Here is a 16,092-nt window from a genome sequence, read left to right on the forward strand (position 1 = left end):
TATGAAAATGGGTAAATATTTTGGGACAGATGGTGTCCGTGGAGAAGCAAACGTAGAATTAACGCCAGAATTAGCATTCAAATTGGGTCGTTTTGGTGGTTATGTCCTTAGCCAGCATGAGACGGATGTTCCTCGTGTCTTTGTGGCGCGTGACACACGTATCTCAGGTCAAATGTTAGAGGCTGCCTTGATTGCAGGGCTTCTATCAGTAGGGATTCATGTGTATAAATTGGGAGTTTTGGCGACACCGGGTGTTGCTCACCTAGTCAAAACTGAAAAAGCAAGTGCAGGTGTCATGATTTCTGCAAGTCATAACCCAGCGCAAGATAACGGTATCAAATTCTTTGCTGGTGATGGTTTCAAATTGGATGATGCATTGGAAGCGGAAATTGAGGCTCTTCTTGATGCTGAGGAAGACACATTGCCACGCCCATCTGCTCAAGGTTTAGGAGATGTGGTAGAATATCCAGAAGGTCTACGTAAGTACCAGCAATTCTTGGTGTCAACTGGTACAGATTTGGACGGTATGAAAGTTGCACTCGATACAGCTAATGGTGCTGCAGCAACATCTGCACGTCAAATTTTTGTAGATTTGGGAGCAGATTTGACAGTAATGGCTGAAAAGCCAGACGGTTTGAATATCAATGAGGGCGTTGGTTCAACTCATCCTGAAAAATTGCAAGAACTGGTCAAGGAAACAGGTAGTCAAATTGGACTTGCCTTTGATGGTGACAGTGACCGCTTGATTGCTGTCGATGAAAATGGTGATTTGGTAGACGGTGACCGTATCATGTACATCGTTGGTAAATACCTTGCTGATCGAGGTCTATTGGCCAAAAATACAATTGTGACTACAGTTATGTCCAACCTTGGTTTCCATAAGGCTTTGGATCGTGAAGGTATTGAAAAAGCTGTGACCGCAGTTGGTGACCGTTATGTGGTCGAAGAAATGCGCAAGGAAGGCTACAATGTCGGTGGTGAGCAGTCAGGACATGTGATTCTGATGGATTATAACACCACAGGAGACGGCCAGTTGACCGCTGTGCAATTGACCAAAATCATGAAAGAAACTGGTAAGAAGTTGTCAGAATTGGCAGCAGAAGTGACCATTTACCCACAAAAATTGGTCAATATCCGTGTGGAAAACAGCATGAAAGACAAGGCAATGGAAGTGCCTGCTATTGCAGCTATCATTGAAAAAATGGAAGCAGAAATGGCTGGCAACGGTCGTATCTTGGTTCGCCCAAGTGGCACTGAGCCCCTCTTGCGTGTCATGGCAGAAGCGCCAACGGATGCTGAAGTCGATTACTACGTGGACACCATTGCCGATGTGGTCCGTGCGGAAATCGGATTAGATTAAGAAGAATGAAACAGAGACTGGAAGGATTTCCAGCCTCTTTTGTGAGGAAATTATGAGTATTTTAGAAGTAAAGAATTTGAGTCATGGTTTTGGTGACCGTGCGATTTTTGAGAATGTCTCCTTCCGTCTCTTGAAAGGGGAACATATCGGTCTTGTCGGTGCCAATGGAGAAGGGAAATCGACCTTTATGTCCATCGTGACAGGTCAGCTGCAGCCAGACGAAGGCAAGGTTGAATGGTCACGTTATGTAACGGCAGGTTATTTAGATCAGCATGCTAAACTAGAAAAAGGTCAATCAGTCCGTGATGTCTTGCGGACAGCATTTGATGAACTTTTCAAGACAGAAGCTCGTATCAATGATATTTATATGTCTATGGCAGAAGAGGGTGCCGATATGGATGCCCTCATGGAAGAGGTTGGTGAGCTGCAAGACCGTCTGGAAAGCCGTGATTTCTATACACTTGATGCCAAGATTGACGAAGTAGCGCGTGCGCTTGGTGTCATGGACTATGGCATGGACAAGGATGTGACGGAGTTATCGGGTGGTCAACGGACTAAGGTTCTTTTGGCAAAATTGCTTTTGGAAAAACCTGACATCTTGCTTCTGGATGAGCCGACCAACTATCTAGATGCCGAGCATATTGACTGGCTCAAACGTTACTTGCAGAACTATGAAAATGCCTTTGTCTTGATTTCGCACGATATTCCTTTCTTGAATGATGTGATTAACATTGTCTACCATGTGGAAAATCAGCTTTTGACTCGCTACACAGGTGATTACTACCAATTCCAAGAAGTCCATGCTATGAAGCGGGCTCAGTTGGAGGCTGCCTATGAGCGCCAGCAGAAGGAGATCGCAGATTTGCAGGACTTCGTTAACCGTAACAAGGCCCGAGTTGCAACTCGAAACATGGCCATGTCTCGTCAGAAGAAATTGGACAAGATGGAGATTATTGAGCTTCAAGCAGAGAAACCAAAGCCATCATTTGATTTCAAAATGGCTCGAACTCCAAGTCGCTTTATCTTCCAAACGACTGATTTGGAAATTGGTTATGACCGTGTATTGACACGTAAACCGCTCAATTTGACCTTTGAACGCAACCAGAAGATTGCCATTGTCGGTGCTAACGGTATCGGTAAATCTACTCTTCTTAAAAGTTTGCTGGGGATTATTCCACCGCTGGGCGGTTCTGTGGAGCGCGGGGAGTATCTGGAACTAGGCTATTTCGAGCAAGAAGTAGCTGGCGGCAATCGTCAGACCCCGCTGGAAGCCGTTTGGGATGCCTTTCCAGCCCTTAACCAGGCAGAAGTACGAGCCACCTTGGCTCGTTGTGGTCTGACTTCCAAGCATATCGAAAGCCAAATTCAAGTTCTTTCAGGTGGTGAGCAGGCCAAAGTTCGCTTCTGTTTGCTTATGAACCGTGAAAACAATGTCTTAGTTCTCGACGAGCCGACTAACCACTTGGATGTGGATGCCAAGGATGAACTCAAACGTGCCCTTCAAGCCTATAAGGGCTCAATTCTCATGGTCTGCCACGAGCCTGATTTCTATGAAGGCTGGGTGGACGATGTGTGGGATTTTAATGAATTGACTTAAGAAACTAGCTGCCGAAAGGTGGTTTTTTCTTTGTGCTTATACTATAATAGAATGAGCATAGTAAAGGAGGTAAAAATATGAAAAGAATAGAACGAGGTCAGATTTGCTAGGCCTCTCCAGAGGAGATAAGAATGACAGATTATGTAAACTACAATCAAGAACGTTGGAATCGAGTTTCAGCTAGACAGGGAAATGCCTATACGGTTCCGCTCAGTCATGAGGAATTTCTTGTTGCCAAAGACAAGCCCTTATCTGTTTCCCTGACGGTTGGAAAGACAGTACCGCTTGACTGGTTTGAAAAGGCCCAAGGCAAGAAATTGTTGGGGCTGGCCTGTGGTGGTGGTCAACAGGGACCGATGTTTGCGGCTCACGGTTACCAAACGACCATTATGGACTTCTCCAAGGAACAGTTGGACAAGGATCGCTTGGTTGCTGAGCGAGAAAATCTGGATTTGCAAACGGTCCAGGCGGATATGACACAAGCCTTTCCTTTTGAAGACGAGAGTTTTGACATCATCTTTTGTCCTGTTTCAAATGTTTATATCGAAGATTTGACCAATATGTGGCGGGAATCATATCGGGTCTTGAAAAAAGGTGGACTGCTCATGGTCGGTTACATGAACCCTTGGATTTATATCTTTGATGCTGATGATGTTTGGGAGCATCCAGACAGAGCATTGGTTCCAATGTACAGCCTACCTTTCAATGCACGACAATTAGAAGAAACAGGACAAATTACAATTGACCCAGAATATGGCTATGAATTTAGCCACACCTTAGAAGAACAGATTGCTGGGCAATTACGAGCTGGTTTTGCCATGATTGATTTTTATGAATCCACAGACAGTCGCAATCGCTTGACTCAATTTGCCTCAGATTACATAGCGAATTTATCGATAAAGTGGTAGGCAAATACTTCTGACAGAAAGTATTTTAACGGGGCTAGTTAGATAAGTACTAGTCCTATTTTTGAGCTATTGTCAATGGATGAGAAGAGCTAAAATCGTTGAACAAAAAACTTGGAAACGCTTGCATTTTATAATTAGGATTGATATAATGAAAGAAAAAACAGGAGGTTTTCAAATGAAAACGAAATTACTGCTTGGCGTAGCCCTTCTTAGTGTCGGTCTATCGGTGGCTCCTCCTACAATAGTAGAGGTTGAAGCACAGACGACTCACGTTTCAGATCCAGCTCTACGCAATAGTTATCCATATAATTTATCTCATTATTTGGAAGTAAATGTTGGTTCCGGTCAAACCAAAAAAGGTTCAGCCATTCTGATAGCTCCGAATACTTTATTAACCGCAGCTCACGTAGTGGCTGATGATGGGACTGGACGTGTGACCAGCCAAACGTGGTCTGGAAATGCTGTTTGGGGTGATGCTTCACCATACTATGAACTGTTAGAAATTAAGAGAACCAATACCTTCAATCCCTTCATTCCGATGCCAGGATATGGTGGAATATGGGATGCTAGTCGTGACGTAGCCCTTGTGAAAATCACCACCCCTAGCAGAAAAACACAGACAGCCAATACGGCAAATGCTCGGCTAGGAATTTACCGTAACACCTATGACCTAGTTGGCCGCCAATTTCTAATGGTCAGCAACAGCATTAATCTCTACGGACGTTGGGAATATGAATATGGAACCATTACGGAAGTCCGTTATGACGGTTTGCTTCAAACCAATATCACAGGTGTTAAGGGGCAATCCGGATCGCCTGTTGTTGTAGATGGTCGCATTATTGGTGTCGTATCCAATATTGATTCTAATTCAAAAATCGTTATTACTCCGTTGACTATGGAGATGAAGACACAATTATTTGATAAGAATGGTATCAAAAATATTGATATTTACTAGAGATATTCTTGAGCTATCAAAGTCCTGCTTTACTGATAAGGCAGGGCTTTTAATTGCAATCCTAACACATTTTTCGCACATAAAAAAATGATAGATCAATGTTACCTAGCTATCATTTGAAATAAAAGTAAGTAGTGGAGTTATCTGTTTAGGTAAAAAAATGATTGCGTAAATCGTTGAGGTCTGGGCAGTAAGTAGATAAAGCTTATAAAGTATTTTGTTTTGATTACAGATGTATATTTATTCGTAAAAATATGGGCGCCACACATAGATTGCATCATGCAGAAAATAGATTTTAGAAGCGAAGGCTATTGACCTGACTGGATTTTTCTGCTATGATTGAAAAATGTTTGTTTGGAGGTAAATGAGTGAATAAAATAATATCTGTATGGAAAAAAATGAATTTAATCCGAAAAATCGGAATTGGTGTTGTTTTGGGAGTGTTACTAGGCTTAATTGCTCCCAAAATAACGGTCATTGCTCTCTTTGGTAGTCTATTTGTAGGAGCATTGAAAGCTATAGCCCCTCTTTTGGTTCTGACACTAGTTGCACATGCTCTATCACAAGCTCCTGCTGGTCAAAAATCGAATATGAGGACAGTTATTTGCTTGTATCTATTTGGCACTTTTGCGGCGGCCTTCATTGCTGTAGGAGCAAGCTATTTATTCCCTATTAAACTGGTTCTTTCTACTACAACGACTACGGACATTACTCCTCCACAAGGGATTGCTGAAGTATTCCAAGATTTGTTATTGAAAATAGTCGACAATCCGATCAATGCTCTTGCAACGGCTAATTATATTGGTGTGTTGACATGGGCGGCAGTGTTTGGCTTGGCCTTTCGTCATGCAAGCAAGACAACCAAAGATTTATTGCAATCTGCGGCAGAAGTGACTTCTAAAGTTGTAGGCTGGATTATTGGTCTGGCACCATTTGGTATCATGGGCTTGGTTTTCGATACCATTGCAAATAATGGTCTGACAGCTTTAAAAGACTATGGTTTACTGCTCTTACTCTTGGTTGGAAGCATGATTTTTGTCGCGCTTGTTGTCAATCCCTTGATTGCTTTTCTTGTAATGAAGAAAAATCCGTACCCGCTGGTATTTGAATGTCTTCGGGTTAGTGGGGTTACGGCATTTTTTACAAGAAGTTCAGCAGCTAATATCCCTGTCAATATGCAGCTCTGCAAACGTTTAGGAGTGGATCCAGATACATACTCAGTATCCATTCCGCTCGGTGCCACAATTAATATGGCTGGCGCGGCTATTACGATTAACATTTTAACAATGGCAGCTGTTCATACACTTGGCATCAGTGTTGATTTCAGCTCAGCTCTTCTTTTATCCGTTGTTGCATCACTATCAGCAGCAGGAGCATCTGGGGTAGCAGGTGGCTCGCTTCTCCTCATACCAGTAGCATGTAGTCTTTTTGGTATTCCAAATGAGTTAGCCATGCAAGTAGTTGGAGTCGGATTTGTGGTCGGAGTGATTCAGGACTCTTGTGAAACAGCCCTCAACTCATCAACCGATGTTTTGTTTACAGTTGTAGCAGAACGATCTGCTTGGAAAAAATAGAAAGAAGTTGGGAGACCAACTTTTTTTCTTCGCTTTACTTCTGAAATCTCTTTCATTTTGTGATAAAATAGACTTACTTTGATATAGTCTTTGGGGTTACTTTTAGAACTAGGCAACGAGCCGCAGGCATAACTGGAGTTAGGCAAGGTGAGTTCGAACACTCCAGTGGAGTGTTTGAAGTTGGAAATAAGGAAACGATGTTTCCTCGCTCGTCGAAGTAATAAAAGATAAACCAAATGACGATACTGAAAAGGAGAACATATGACAGTAGATTTTAGAGCAGAGTTTGACAAACGCAAAGATGAGTTTCTAGCGGACCTCTTTGACCTCTTACGCATCAATTCTGAGCGTGACGACAGCCAGGCAGATGCCCAGCATCCATTTGGACCTGGTCCAGTACGTGCCTTGGACAAGTTTCTAGAAATTGCTCAGCGTGATGGCTATCCGACTAAGAACGTTGACAACTACGCAGGTCACTTTGAGTTTGGTGAAGGCGACGAAGTCCTTGGTATCTTCGGTCACTTGGACGTGGTGCCAGCAGGAAGTGGCTGGAACACTGATCCATACGAGCCGCAAATCATTGACGGCAAGCTCTTTGCCCGCGGATCCTCTGACGACAAGGGACCGACCATGGCTTGCTACTACGGCTTGAAAATCATCAAGGAGTTGGGCCTTCCGACCTCTAAAAAAGTCCGCTTCATCGTCGGTACCGACGAAGAGTCAGGCTGGGCGGACATGGATTACTACTTTGAGAACGTTGGTCTGCCATTACCAGATTTCGGATTTTCTCCAGACGCTGAGTTCCCGATTATCAACGGAGAAAAGGGCAATATCACAGCTTATCTTCATTTTGCGGGGGAAAATAGCGGAGCTGCTAAACTGCATTCCTTCACAGGCGGCCTGCGTGAGAATATGGTGCCTGAGTCTGCGACAGCTATTATCTCTGGCGACCTTGCAGATTTAGACAGCAAGTTGGCAGATTTCACAGCAGCCTATGGCCTAAAAGCTGACGCGGAAACCCTTGAAAACGGTCAAGTTCAAGTCACCGTCATCGGAAAATCAGCCCATGGTTCAACCCCAGAAGAAGGTGTCAACGGAGCAACCTATTTGGCAAAATTCCTCAGCCAATTCGCCTTTGACGGAGCAGCTAAAGCCTATCTTGATTTGGCTGGTCAAGTCCTTCTGGAAGACCACGATGGACAAAAACTCGGCGTAGCCATCTACGACGAGCAGATGGGTGCCCTTTCTATGAACGCTGGTGTCTTTAAGTTTGATGAAACCTCATCTGATAACACCATTGCCCTCAACTTCCGTTATCCAAAAAATACCAACCCTGAAGCTATCAAGGCTGGTTTGGAAAAACTTGGCGTAGAAGCTGTCAGCCTGTCTGAGCATGGTCACACTCCACATTATTGCCCAATCGATGACCCAATGGTTGCGACTCTCTTATCTGTTTATGAAAAACACACAGGTTTGAAAGGTCACGAACAAGTAATCGGTGGCGGAACATTCGGACGCTTGCTCAAACGTGGTGTTGCCTACGGAGCTATGTTCCCAGGCGATGTCAACACCATGCACCAAGCCAACGAATTTATCGAAGTTGAGCAACTCTACCGCGCCGCTGCCATTTACGCAGAAGCTATCTATGAATTGATCAAATAGTACGAACCCATATTTACAGTACAGCACTTTTATCTAAGGCTAGTTTTTCAGCTACTCATCGTTCGTTTTTTGGGAGTGAGAAAGAACTCGATTGGTCTCAAAACGAGTTCGTCAACAAATTTTCGTTTCAAGTTGTTGACCTGAAACAGTCTATCCCCAGACTGTTTCACTCCCACCCCCGCACAGCTCCAACAGTCAGAGTAGTGACTGTTGGAGGTTGGAAATGAAGCGAACTTGTTCGCAACAGTCGTAGAGGTCGGATTTGGAGTGTAAAACACGAAGTGCCGAGATTTGCTTCACAAATCCTATCTCCAACCTTTAACAGTCCACTGGACTGTTAAACCCAATCAACCACTGCGCTGAGATGTTGATACAAACTCTGAGAAGTGGCGCTGGGCTTGAGCCCAGCCCCAAAAAACTGCCTTGATTAGCGAAAAACTATCTCTTATATCAAAGTACTTTACTTGTGAATACGGGTTCATATCAAGACGGGTTCGCCCGTCTTTTTTAGGAGGGAAAATGGAACTGAAAGAACTCACACTTGCAGATATAGAAATGGTCAAACAGCTCTTCTTATCTGTATTTAGTCAGGAGCCATGGAATGATGATTGGTCTGACGAGGAACAACTGGACCGCTATCTAGGCGATTTGCTATCACACCCCAGAGCACTTTGCTTTGGATTGCTTGACCAAGGTAGCCTCATTGCCCTTTCTCTAGGGCACATTCGCTACTGGTATGAGGGGACCGAATACCGTATTGAAGAGCTCTGTATTGCTCGCAACTACCAAGGACGAGGAATTGGTAAGGACTTTCTAAAAAGAATTGAGGAGCAGTTGATTGAGAGAAAGATTGTTCATATTCTCCTGCAAACCGAACGCACTCTTCCAGCCTTTTTCTTTTATAAAAAATGCGGTTTTCGTGCCTTAGAAGAAGATGTGACCATGGTCAAGAAAGTAGGACATCATGGAACTTGCTGATATTCGTCAGGCGATTATGGAAGATTTACCCAATCAAGCTTTTACGAAAAATGGGATAAAGCCGCTTTTCCAAGCATCTTCTACCGCAAAAATCCTCATTATTGGACAGGCGCCGGGATTAAAAACACAAGAAAAAGGTCGCCTCTTTGATGATGCTAGTGGAGAGAATCTGCGGAAATGGTTGGGAGTAGATAGGGAATTCTTCTATGAATCTGGCTATTTTGCTATTCTTCCTATGGATTTCTATTATCCAGGAAAGGGGAAGTCTGGAGATTTGCCGCCTCGCAAGGATTTTGCGTCCAAATGGCACCCGCTCATTATGAAGCAACTACCCCAGATTGAGCTGACCTTGTTGATTGGTAAGTATGCCCAGGACTATTATTTAGGGGAATCCCATAGGACTGTGACCGAGAGAGTGGAGAATGTAGCTGATTACCTACCCACCTATTTTCCCCTACCTCATCCATCGCCAAGGAACAATATCTGGCAAGCTAAACATCCTTGGTTTGTTGAACAGACTCTACCGTTACTGAAAAACAACATAAATATATTGTTGGGAAAATGATAATATGATATAATTGTACATATATACCTAATAAATTTTTCTTATCTTTGTTCATCGAAGGAGGTGTTCTGATGAGAAAATGGAAAAAAATTGTCATTGGCTGTTTCGCTATTCTAACGGTTTGCTTGCTATTTGCACCCACACTAGCTAGAGCAAATCAGATTCCAGACCGACCCACAGGTACAACGGTAGTGGATGAGACGCAGTTACTCTCGAGTGAGACCATTGCAGAAATTGATCAACTCAATCGAAGTTGGGCAAGCACCGAGCAAGCTTTACAGGTTGGTGTTTATGTAACAGAAAGTCTGTCCAGTGATATTGAAAGTTTGGCTAATGAAACCTTTCGTCACTGGCAGGTCGGTTTTGCAGGAACGGACAACGGAGTTCTTTTAGTGGTTGCCATAGCTGACAGGGAATTTCGGATAGAAACCTCAGACAATGCTGCCACAGTCATCACGGATGTAGAGGCCAAGAATATTCTAGAGAATGCAAGGGAATTCTTTCGTCAAGAGGACTACAGTGGAGGAATTTCCTATATCGTCAACTCCATTGGGGATAGATTTTATGGGACAAGCAATGGTAAAAATCAGTTAGCTGCTATAGAAGAAGGTACAAGTGAGGAGGGTGATGGCTTCTGGCTGTTTCTCGTAGTTATTCTGATTGCTATCCTATTTGGTATCATTGACAAATCTAGTCGTGGTGGTGGCGGACCAGGTAATCTACTCTGGATGTTGGTTGATGATCATCATCACTATCACAATCATCACTCGTCTAATTCCTCATCGTCTAGTTTTGGCGGAGGTAGTTGGTCAGGTGGTGGAGGCGGCGGTGGCGGAGCCTCTTCTGGATGGTAAGGCTCGTATAGGGCTTCTGATAGTTGTTTGCTTTTTTACGAATATTTAATCGTAGTTAGAAAGGAAATCTTATGAAAAAGAAATGGTTGGTCATCCTCATACCAGTCCTAGCTCTGCTGTTTTTAGGAATGGGAGCAGTTGGGCAATACAATGGCTTAGTTGACAGTTATGCTGAGATTGAAAATGCACAAGCCAATGTAGACACACAGTTGCAACGTCGCTATGACTTGATACCCAATGTAGTCGCAGCTGTCAAAGGCGCCATGGAACACGAGGAAGAAATATTTACTGCTATTGCAGAAGCGCGTGCTAAAATCGGTTCCAGTCAACAGGGAACGAGTGACTATAATCAAGCTCAAAGTCAGCTAGATTCTGCAGTATCTAGATTGTTGGTAGTGGCTGAGAATTATCCTCAATTGACAGCCAATCAACAGGTATCTGACCTGATTACAGAGCTTGAAGGTACGGAAAATCGGATACTGGTAGCCCGTAAAGACTATAATGCGATGGCAACTACCTACAATAAAAAAATCAAGCGGTTCCCGACCTCCATCTATGCAGGTCTATTCGGATATGAAAAAGTAGAGCTCTTCCAGGCAACAAATGATGCAGCGACGACTGTACCAAGTGTTGATTTGAGTGATAAGGAATAAAGGAGATAAATATGGACTTTGAATTTGATATATTGGCAATTATGATACCAATTATTGTTGTTGTACTATTTGTTTTATTGTTTGTATTTGGTTATGTGTCTGCTAAGCCTAACGAAGCGATTGTCATTACCGGTTTGGGTAAACCTCGGACCTTAATTGGCCGTTCTGGTTTTATGATTCCCTTTATCGAAAAACGCTCCTATATCTCTATTGAGCAGTTTTCAACAGATGTGCAGACCACAGATTTTGTACCGACTCTTGATTTTATTAACGTAAAAGCTGACGCGGTCGTAAAAGTAAAGGTTGGGGTATCCGATGAATTGCTCAATGCGGCAGCTCAAAACTTCCTTAACTGGAAAACTGCAGATATTTCTGCCTCTATTCAAGATGTCTTGGAAGGAAACCTGCGTGAAATCATTGGCCAGATGGAACTGCGAGACATGGTCAATAACCGCCAGGCTTTTGCAGAAAAAGTCCAATCCAACGCAGCTCCTGACTTGGCTAAAATGGGTCTGGAAATCATTGCCTTTACGGTTCAATCCTTCACAGATGACAACGATGTCATTAAAAACCTGGGTATTGACAATATTGTGACCATCCAGAAGGATGCCGCAAATGCTCGTGCCAAAGCAGAGCGGGAACAAGCAGAAGTCCGTGCCCGTGAGGATAAGGCTGCTAATGATGCGCGTGTTGCTGCAGACTTAGAAATCGCCAAGAAACAGAATGAACTAGCTATTGAGCAAGCTAATCTAAAACGTCAGTCAGATGTCCAACTGGCACAGGCAAACGCAGCCTATGGCATTGAGGAGCAAGCTCAACGGAAAGAAATCGAGCGTGCAACTGCTGAAGCCAATATTGTCAAGCAACAAAAAGAAGCAGAAGTAAAAGCAGAGGAAGTTAAGGTCCGTGAACAAGAGCTCTCAGCTACTATCCGCAAACAGGCAGAGGCAGAAAAATACGCTCGCCAACAAGCAGCAGAAGCAGATTTGATTGAACGTCAACGCAAGGCAGAAGCAGAACTCTACGAAACGCAGCGTGAAGCGGAAGCTCAAAAAGCGCGTGCAGAAGCTGCCAAGTATGCTGCGGAGCAAGAAGCGGCAGGTATTGAGGCCAAAGGACGTGCCGAAGCAGAAGCCATCCGTTTGAAACTCGAAGCCGAGGCAGAAGGACTCAGCAAGAAGGCGGATGCCATGGCTAAGTTTAATGATGCAGCGGTGACAGAAATGGTGGTTAATGTTCTTCCAGAAATCGCCAAGAATATTGCAGCACCACTTGGAAATGTTGATAAGATTACCATGTACGGCGAAGGGAATGCCTCAAAAATGGTGGGAGACCTGATGACGACCATGGACAAGACAACAGAAGGTCTAGGACTCAATGTCCGTGATTTAATCAGCGCAACCCTAACTGGTCGTGCCATGTCAACAGGTTTACTGACTGCCCAAGAAACAAAAGAAGTGGAAGGGGACAAAGAAAAATAATAAGCAGTTGGAAGAGATGGGTGACTGAGTAGGTTTGCACCATCATTTCCATCGCATGATTGTTTCAGAAATCCCTACGAAGATGAAAATGTTTAGAAACAGTAAAAAAAGTAAGTTGTTTATACAAAAAATAAATGAACTATTATCTGATTCAGAATTAAAGTTGAGCAAAGCATTGAAATTCCAGTTGTTGGAAGCAATGGAGTTGTGTGAAAAAGGTAGTAAGATTAGCTATCTTTCGTATAAAATTTATCCATGGGTATTGGAAGAACTAGCTTTGAATAGGATTCAATCGGATAAATTAAAGATGTTTAAGCGCTATTTAGAGCAAGAAAGGTGGAAATATTATTTTGGTTCTGCTTTGGGAATGGCGTTTACTTCGATTAGATAGTGGTTCCTAGGATTTGTAAGTACATTGATTGTGCTGTGCAACTTCGATAGAATATGCGAAAGTCCCAAGAAAGAGTAATCTTGGGACTTTTACAATCTTTATTGAGATTCGTTTTTGTTTATCAGTCATTTAGCCACACCCCGCTAACATAATCCTCAGATAGAATGGTTTGGCTTAAAACTTTTTTTGCTTGCCAGTCATAGATGAGTGCCTTACCAGCCAGAATCAATAATAATCTGTTACCGTCTAGTTGGCGGACATGGTCAATATAATAAGGACGAGGATTAAGCTCGTCTAGACGATGGTAGCTCTCTTGACCTGTTTGGGTATTATAAATGGTGAAAGAGATTGTAGATAGCCAATCGCTTTCGTGCTCAATGAATAATAGTGAGTGGTTGGATGCTTCCTGGTGCAGGCTGTGATAAGGTTATGGAGGAAAATGTACGTGTCTTTGTATTGAAGGTCAAAATATCATAGGAAGTCTCAATATCCTTGTAATCTAAAGCATGGTGACTAGTGATTGGAAGATAGAGTATATCCTTTGCAAGGAGTCCTTCATGAGCTACTAGATTTTTATCATATTCGACTATATCTGATCTTGTAAAGCTTGTTTTATCGATAATATAGAGAACATTTTTTTGAGAATCTGATTGACCAGTGGTCATTTGATTGCCGTTTAAATAAATGAATGTATCATCTGCATAGACATATGGAAGTGGGAAAAAATCATCATCTAGTTTTAATTGATTTTTTAATTTGAACGTATTATCGAACTGTGATAAGGTATGGAAAGGACCTGCTGTATAAAAATGTTGTCCATCAGTTCCGCTGATGTAGGTAGCGTATTTGCTTAGCTTACGAAGAATTTCTCCTGTTTTGAAATCAATAGAAACTAAATTGTCATTGGTAAATTTCTGCTGGTCATTGGCAAAAACTAAATATTGATTGTCTAGAATGTGGTTTTTTCCAGAGCCGAAATAGTTGTCCGAATTCATTTTTTGAGTGTGAATGAGCTTTGGCTGGTCATTAGATAATTGAAAGGCTTCGATTTTACCTGGATAAACTAGATAGAAGTCAGCATTTGAATCGAGTTCTACTTTGGCGTGTTGATAGGTTTCCAATTTCCAAGCGATAAAGGAAAAAATAAGGCAAAAAGCGGCAAGTAAAGCGATTATCATTTTTTTCATAGGGTAAGTCTCCTTTCTATCCATAGTATAGTTTATTTTTTAGAGAAGGACAAGTTTTAATCTGTTAATATACAAAAAGTGTGCAAAAACTGAACCTTTCGTCTTCAATCACAATTTGAATCATTAAAAATAGCTTAGAATCACGGTTTCTTACGACGTAATTCTAAGCTATTTTCTATTTTTAAGACTTGCCTAGCCTCTTTCTATTTTCCAAGACAGAATTGGCTAAAGAGTTGGGTGATGAGTTCATCTGGAGCTGCATCGCCTGTGATTTCTCCCAAAATCTGCCAACAGCGTGTCAGGTCAACCTGTAACAAGTCAACTGGCATACCCATTTCCAGTCCATCGTTAACAGCTTGTAGGCTTTGGACTGCCTGTTCAATGAGGGAAATGTGGCGAGAATTGGAGAGGTAGGTGGCATCTTGCTCTACCAGACCTGCATTTTCAAAGAAGAGTTGATTGATTTTTTCTTCGATTTGGTCGATATTCTGGTTTTTCAAGACGGAAATGCGGATGACATCCTCAGGCAGCTGGTCTGCTTCAATCTTCTCTTCCAGGTCGGTCTTGTTGAGCAGGACGATGCGGTTGGCCAGGTCTGAAATGGCTAGGAGGTTGCGATCTTGCTCGGTCAGGGGTTCAGATGCGTTGAGGACTAGCAGGATGAGGTCGGCCTCCTCAAGGGCTTTTTTAGATCGTTCCACGCCGATTTTTTCAACGATGTCATCTGTTTCACGGATACCTGCTGTATCAATCAGCTTGAGGGGGACGCCCTTGATGTTAACGTATTCTTCGATAACGTCGCGGGTTGTTCCTGCGATATCTGTAACGATGGCTTTTTCCTCGCGGAGGAGGTTATTGAGCAGGCTGGATTTTCCCACATTTGGACGACCGATAATAGCGGTTGCGATGCCTTCACGCAGGATTTTTCCACGGCGGGCAGTACGGAGGAGATTTTCCAAAAGAGCTTGGAACTGGAGGGTCTTCTCACGGACCAGCTCTGTCGTCGCCTCCTCGACGTCGTCGTACTCGGGGTAGTCGATGTTGACCTCGACCTGTGCCAGCGTATTGAGGATTTCCTGACGCGTGTTGTTGATGAGCTGGGAGAGGGAGCCGTCAAGCTGGCGGACGGCATTGTGCATGGCCTTGTCGGTCTTGGCGCGGATAACATCCATGACGGCCTCGGCCTGGGTCAAATCCACACGACCGTTGAGAAAGGCACGCTTGGTAAACTCGCCTGGTTCAGCCATTCGAGCACCTTGGCGAATCAGGAGCTGGAGAATTTCGTTGGTAACGGCGATGCCTCCGTGGGTATTAATCTCAATGACATCTTCGCGTGTGAAGGTCTTTGGCGAACGCATGACACCCAGCATGACCTCGTCAAGCACTTGCCCTGTCGCAGGGTCAATAATGTGGCCGTAGTTGAGGCTGTGGCTAGGAACCGTTGCTAAGTCCTTTCCCTTGAAAACCTTGCTGGCAATGGCAAAAGCATCCGTCCCAGATAGGCGGACAATCCCGATAGCGCCCTCACCGAGAGGGGTGGAAATGGCTGTTATTGTATCGAATTCCTTAGTTATCATATATCTTACTTTCTAAAATCGTCTTATCTATTAGTGTATCATGGAATGATGAAAAAAGCACAGATGAGGGATGAGGAGTGCAGAAATGTATTGAGAGGTCAATAAATATAGTAATTAATTTGAGAAGATAATTTGATAGAAATACAAAAAGTGTTGCTATTAATTTAGGTTGACTATGTTATAATAGAAACATAAAAATTTAAGAAAACCGAAGGGTATACCCCAATGTCATTGAGTTAAGCATTTAAGTAGCTAAAGAAACTATTCCCGTCTGAGCAGTTGATGACAAGACGGGAATAGTTTTTGTATTTAGGGCGCACAAAAAGGAGGTTTTTTAACCCTATTTTTCA

At 43.2% G+C, this 16,092-nt stretch carries 14 protein-coding genes; 12 read left to right on the forward strand and 2 right to left on the reverse strand.

Annotated elements, in window-relative coordinates; genetic code table 11:
• Positions 1-7 precede the first annotated feature (7 nt).
• The 12 genes from glmM to ODU50_RS08010 all read left to right on the forward strand — a co-directional run bounded on the left by glmM (position 8) and on the right by ODU50_RS08010 (position 12,978).
• Positions 8-1,360 carry a phosphoglucosamine mutase gene (gene glmM / locus ODU50_RS07955; protein ID WP_023370847.1) on the forward strand — a complete coding sequence of 451 codons (1,353 nt, stop codon included), beginning with the start codon at positions 8-10 and terminating at the stop codon, positions 1,358-1,360.
• A 52-nt stretch (positions 1,361-1,412) separates the two neighbouring features.
• Positions 1,413-2,957, forward strand: a complete 1,545-nt coding sequence (locus ODU50_RS07960) for an ABC-F family ATP-binding cassette domain-containing protein (RefSeq protein ID WP_044755351.1) — start codon at positions 1,413-1,415, stop codon at positions 2,955-2,957.
• A 131-nt stretch (positions 2,958-3,088) separates the two neighbouring features.
• Positions 3,089-3,865, forward strand: a complete 777-nt coding sequence (locus ODU50_RS07965; RefSeq protein ID WP_044755349.1) for a class I SAM-dependent methyltransferase — start codon at positions 3,089-3,091, stop codon at positions 3,863-3,865.
• 175 nt (positions 3,866-4,040) lie between these two features.
• Positions 4,041-4,820: a serine protease gene (locus ODU50_RS07970; protein WP_228475744.1), complete on the forward strand. Its 780-nt coding sequence runs from the start codon at positions 4,041-4,043 to the stop codon at positions 4,818-4,820.
• Positions 4,821-5,218: 398 nt separating this feature from the next.
• Positions 5,219-6,394: a serine/threonine transporter SstT gene (sstT, locus tag ODU50_RS07975; RefSeq protein WP_014638319.1), complete on the forward strand. Its 1,176-nt coding sequence runs from the start codon at positions 5,219-5,221 to the stop codon at positions 6,392-6,394.
• Between the two features lie 261 nt (positions 6,395-6,655).
• On the forward strand, positions 6,656-8,056 hold the full coding sequence (pepV, locus tag ODU50_RS07980; RefSeq protein ID WP_044755345.1) for a dipeptidase PepV: 1,401 nt from the start codon (positions 6,656-6,658) through the stop codon (positions 8,054-8,056).
• 519 nt (positions 8,057-8,575) lie between these two features.
• Positions 8,576-9,034: a GNAT family N-acetyltransferase gene (locus tag ODU50_RS07985; RefSeq protein WP_044755343.1), complete on the forward strand. Its 459-nt coding sequence runs from the start codon at positions 8,576-8,578 to the stop codon at positions 9,032-9,034.
• Positions 9,021-9,599, forward strand: coding sequence for a uracil-DNA glycosylase family protein (locus ODU50_RS07990; protein ID WP_044755341.1), 579 nt, complete (start codon positions 9,021-9,023; stop codon positions 9,597-9,599). The genes ODU50_RS07985 and ODU50_RS07990 overlap by 14 nt, the downstream gene beginning before the upstream one ends.
• 71 nt (positions 9,600-9,670) lie before the next feature.
• Positions 9,671-10,453, forward strand: coding sequence for a YgcG family protein (locus tag ODU50_RS07995; RefSeq protein ID WP_044755340.1), 783 nt, complete (start codon positions 9,671-9,673; stop codon positions 10,451-10,453).
• A gap of 71 nt (positions 10,454-10,524) precedes the next feature.
• On the forward strand, positions 10,525-11,106 hold the full coding sequence (locus tag ODU50_RS08000; RefSeq protein WP_044755338.1) for a LemA family protein: 582 nt from the start codon (positions 10,525-10,527) through the stop codon (positions 11,104-11,106).
• 11 nt (positions 11,107-11,117) lie between these two features.
• Positions 11,118-12,587: a flotillin family protein gene (locus ODU50_RS08005; RefSeq protein WP_105153426.1), complete on the forward strand. Its 1,470-nt coding sequence runs from the start codon at positions 11,118-11,120 to the stop codon at positions 12,585-12,587.
• An 82-nt stretch (positions 12,588-12,669) separates the two neighbouring features.
• Positions 12,670-12,978: a hypothetical protein gene (locus ODU50_RS08010; RefSeq protein WP_009910392.1), complete on the forward strand. Its 309-nt coding sequence runs from the start codon at positions 12,670-12,672 to the stop codon at positions 12,976-12,978.
• A 374-nt stretch (positions 12,979-13,352) separates the two neighbouring features.
• Here the strand turns inward: ODU50_RS08010 and ODU50_RS08015 are convergent, their stop codons facing one another.
• Positions 13,353-14,165, reverse strand: a complete 813-nt coding sequence (locus ODU50_RS08015; RefSeq protein ID WP_238145640.1) for a hypothetical protein — start codon at positions 14,163-14,165, stop codon at positions 13,353-13,355.
• Between the two features lie 203 nt (positions 14,166-14,368).
• Complete coding sequence (gene mnmE / locus ODU50_RS08020; RefSeq protein WP_029172180.1) at positions 14,369-15,742, reverse strand: tRNA uridine-5-carboxymethylaminomethyl(34) synthesis GTPase MnmE; 1,374 nt, start codon at positions 15,740-15,742, stop codon at positions 14,369-14,371.
• Between the last annotated feature and the right edge of the window lie 350 nt (positions 15,743-16,092).

Source organism: Streptococcus sp. 2020WUSS084 (assembly GCF_044427445.1).
GTDB classification, from domain to species: Bacteria; Bacillota; Bacilli; order Lactobacillales; family Streptococcaceae; genus Streptococcus; species Streptococcus suis.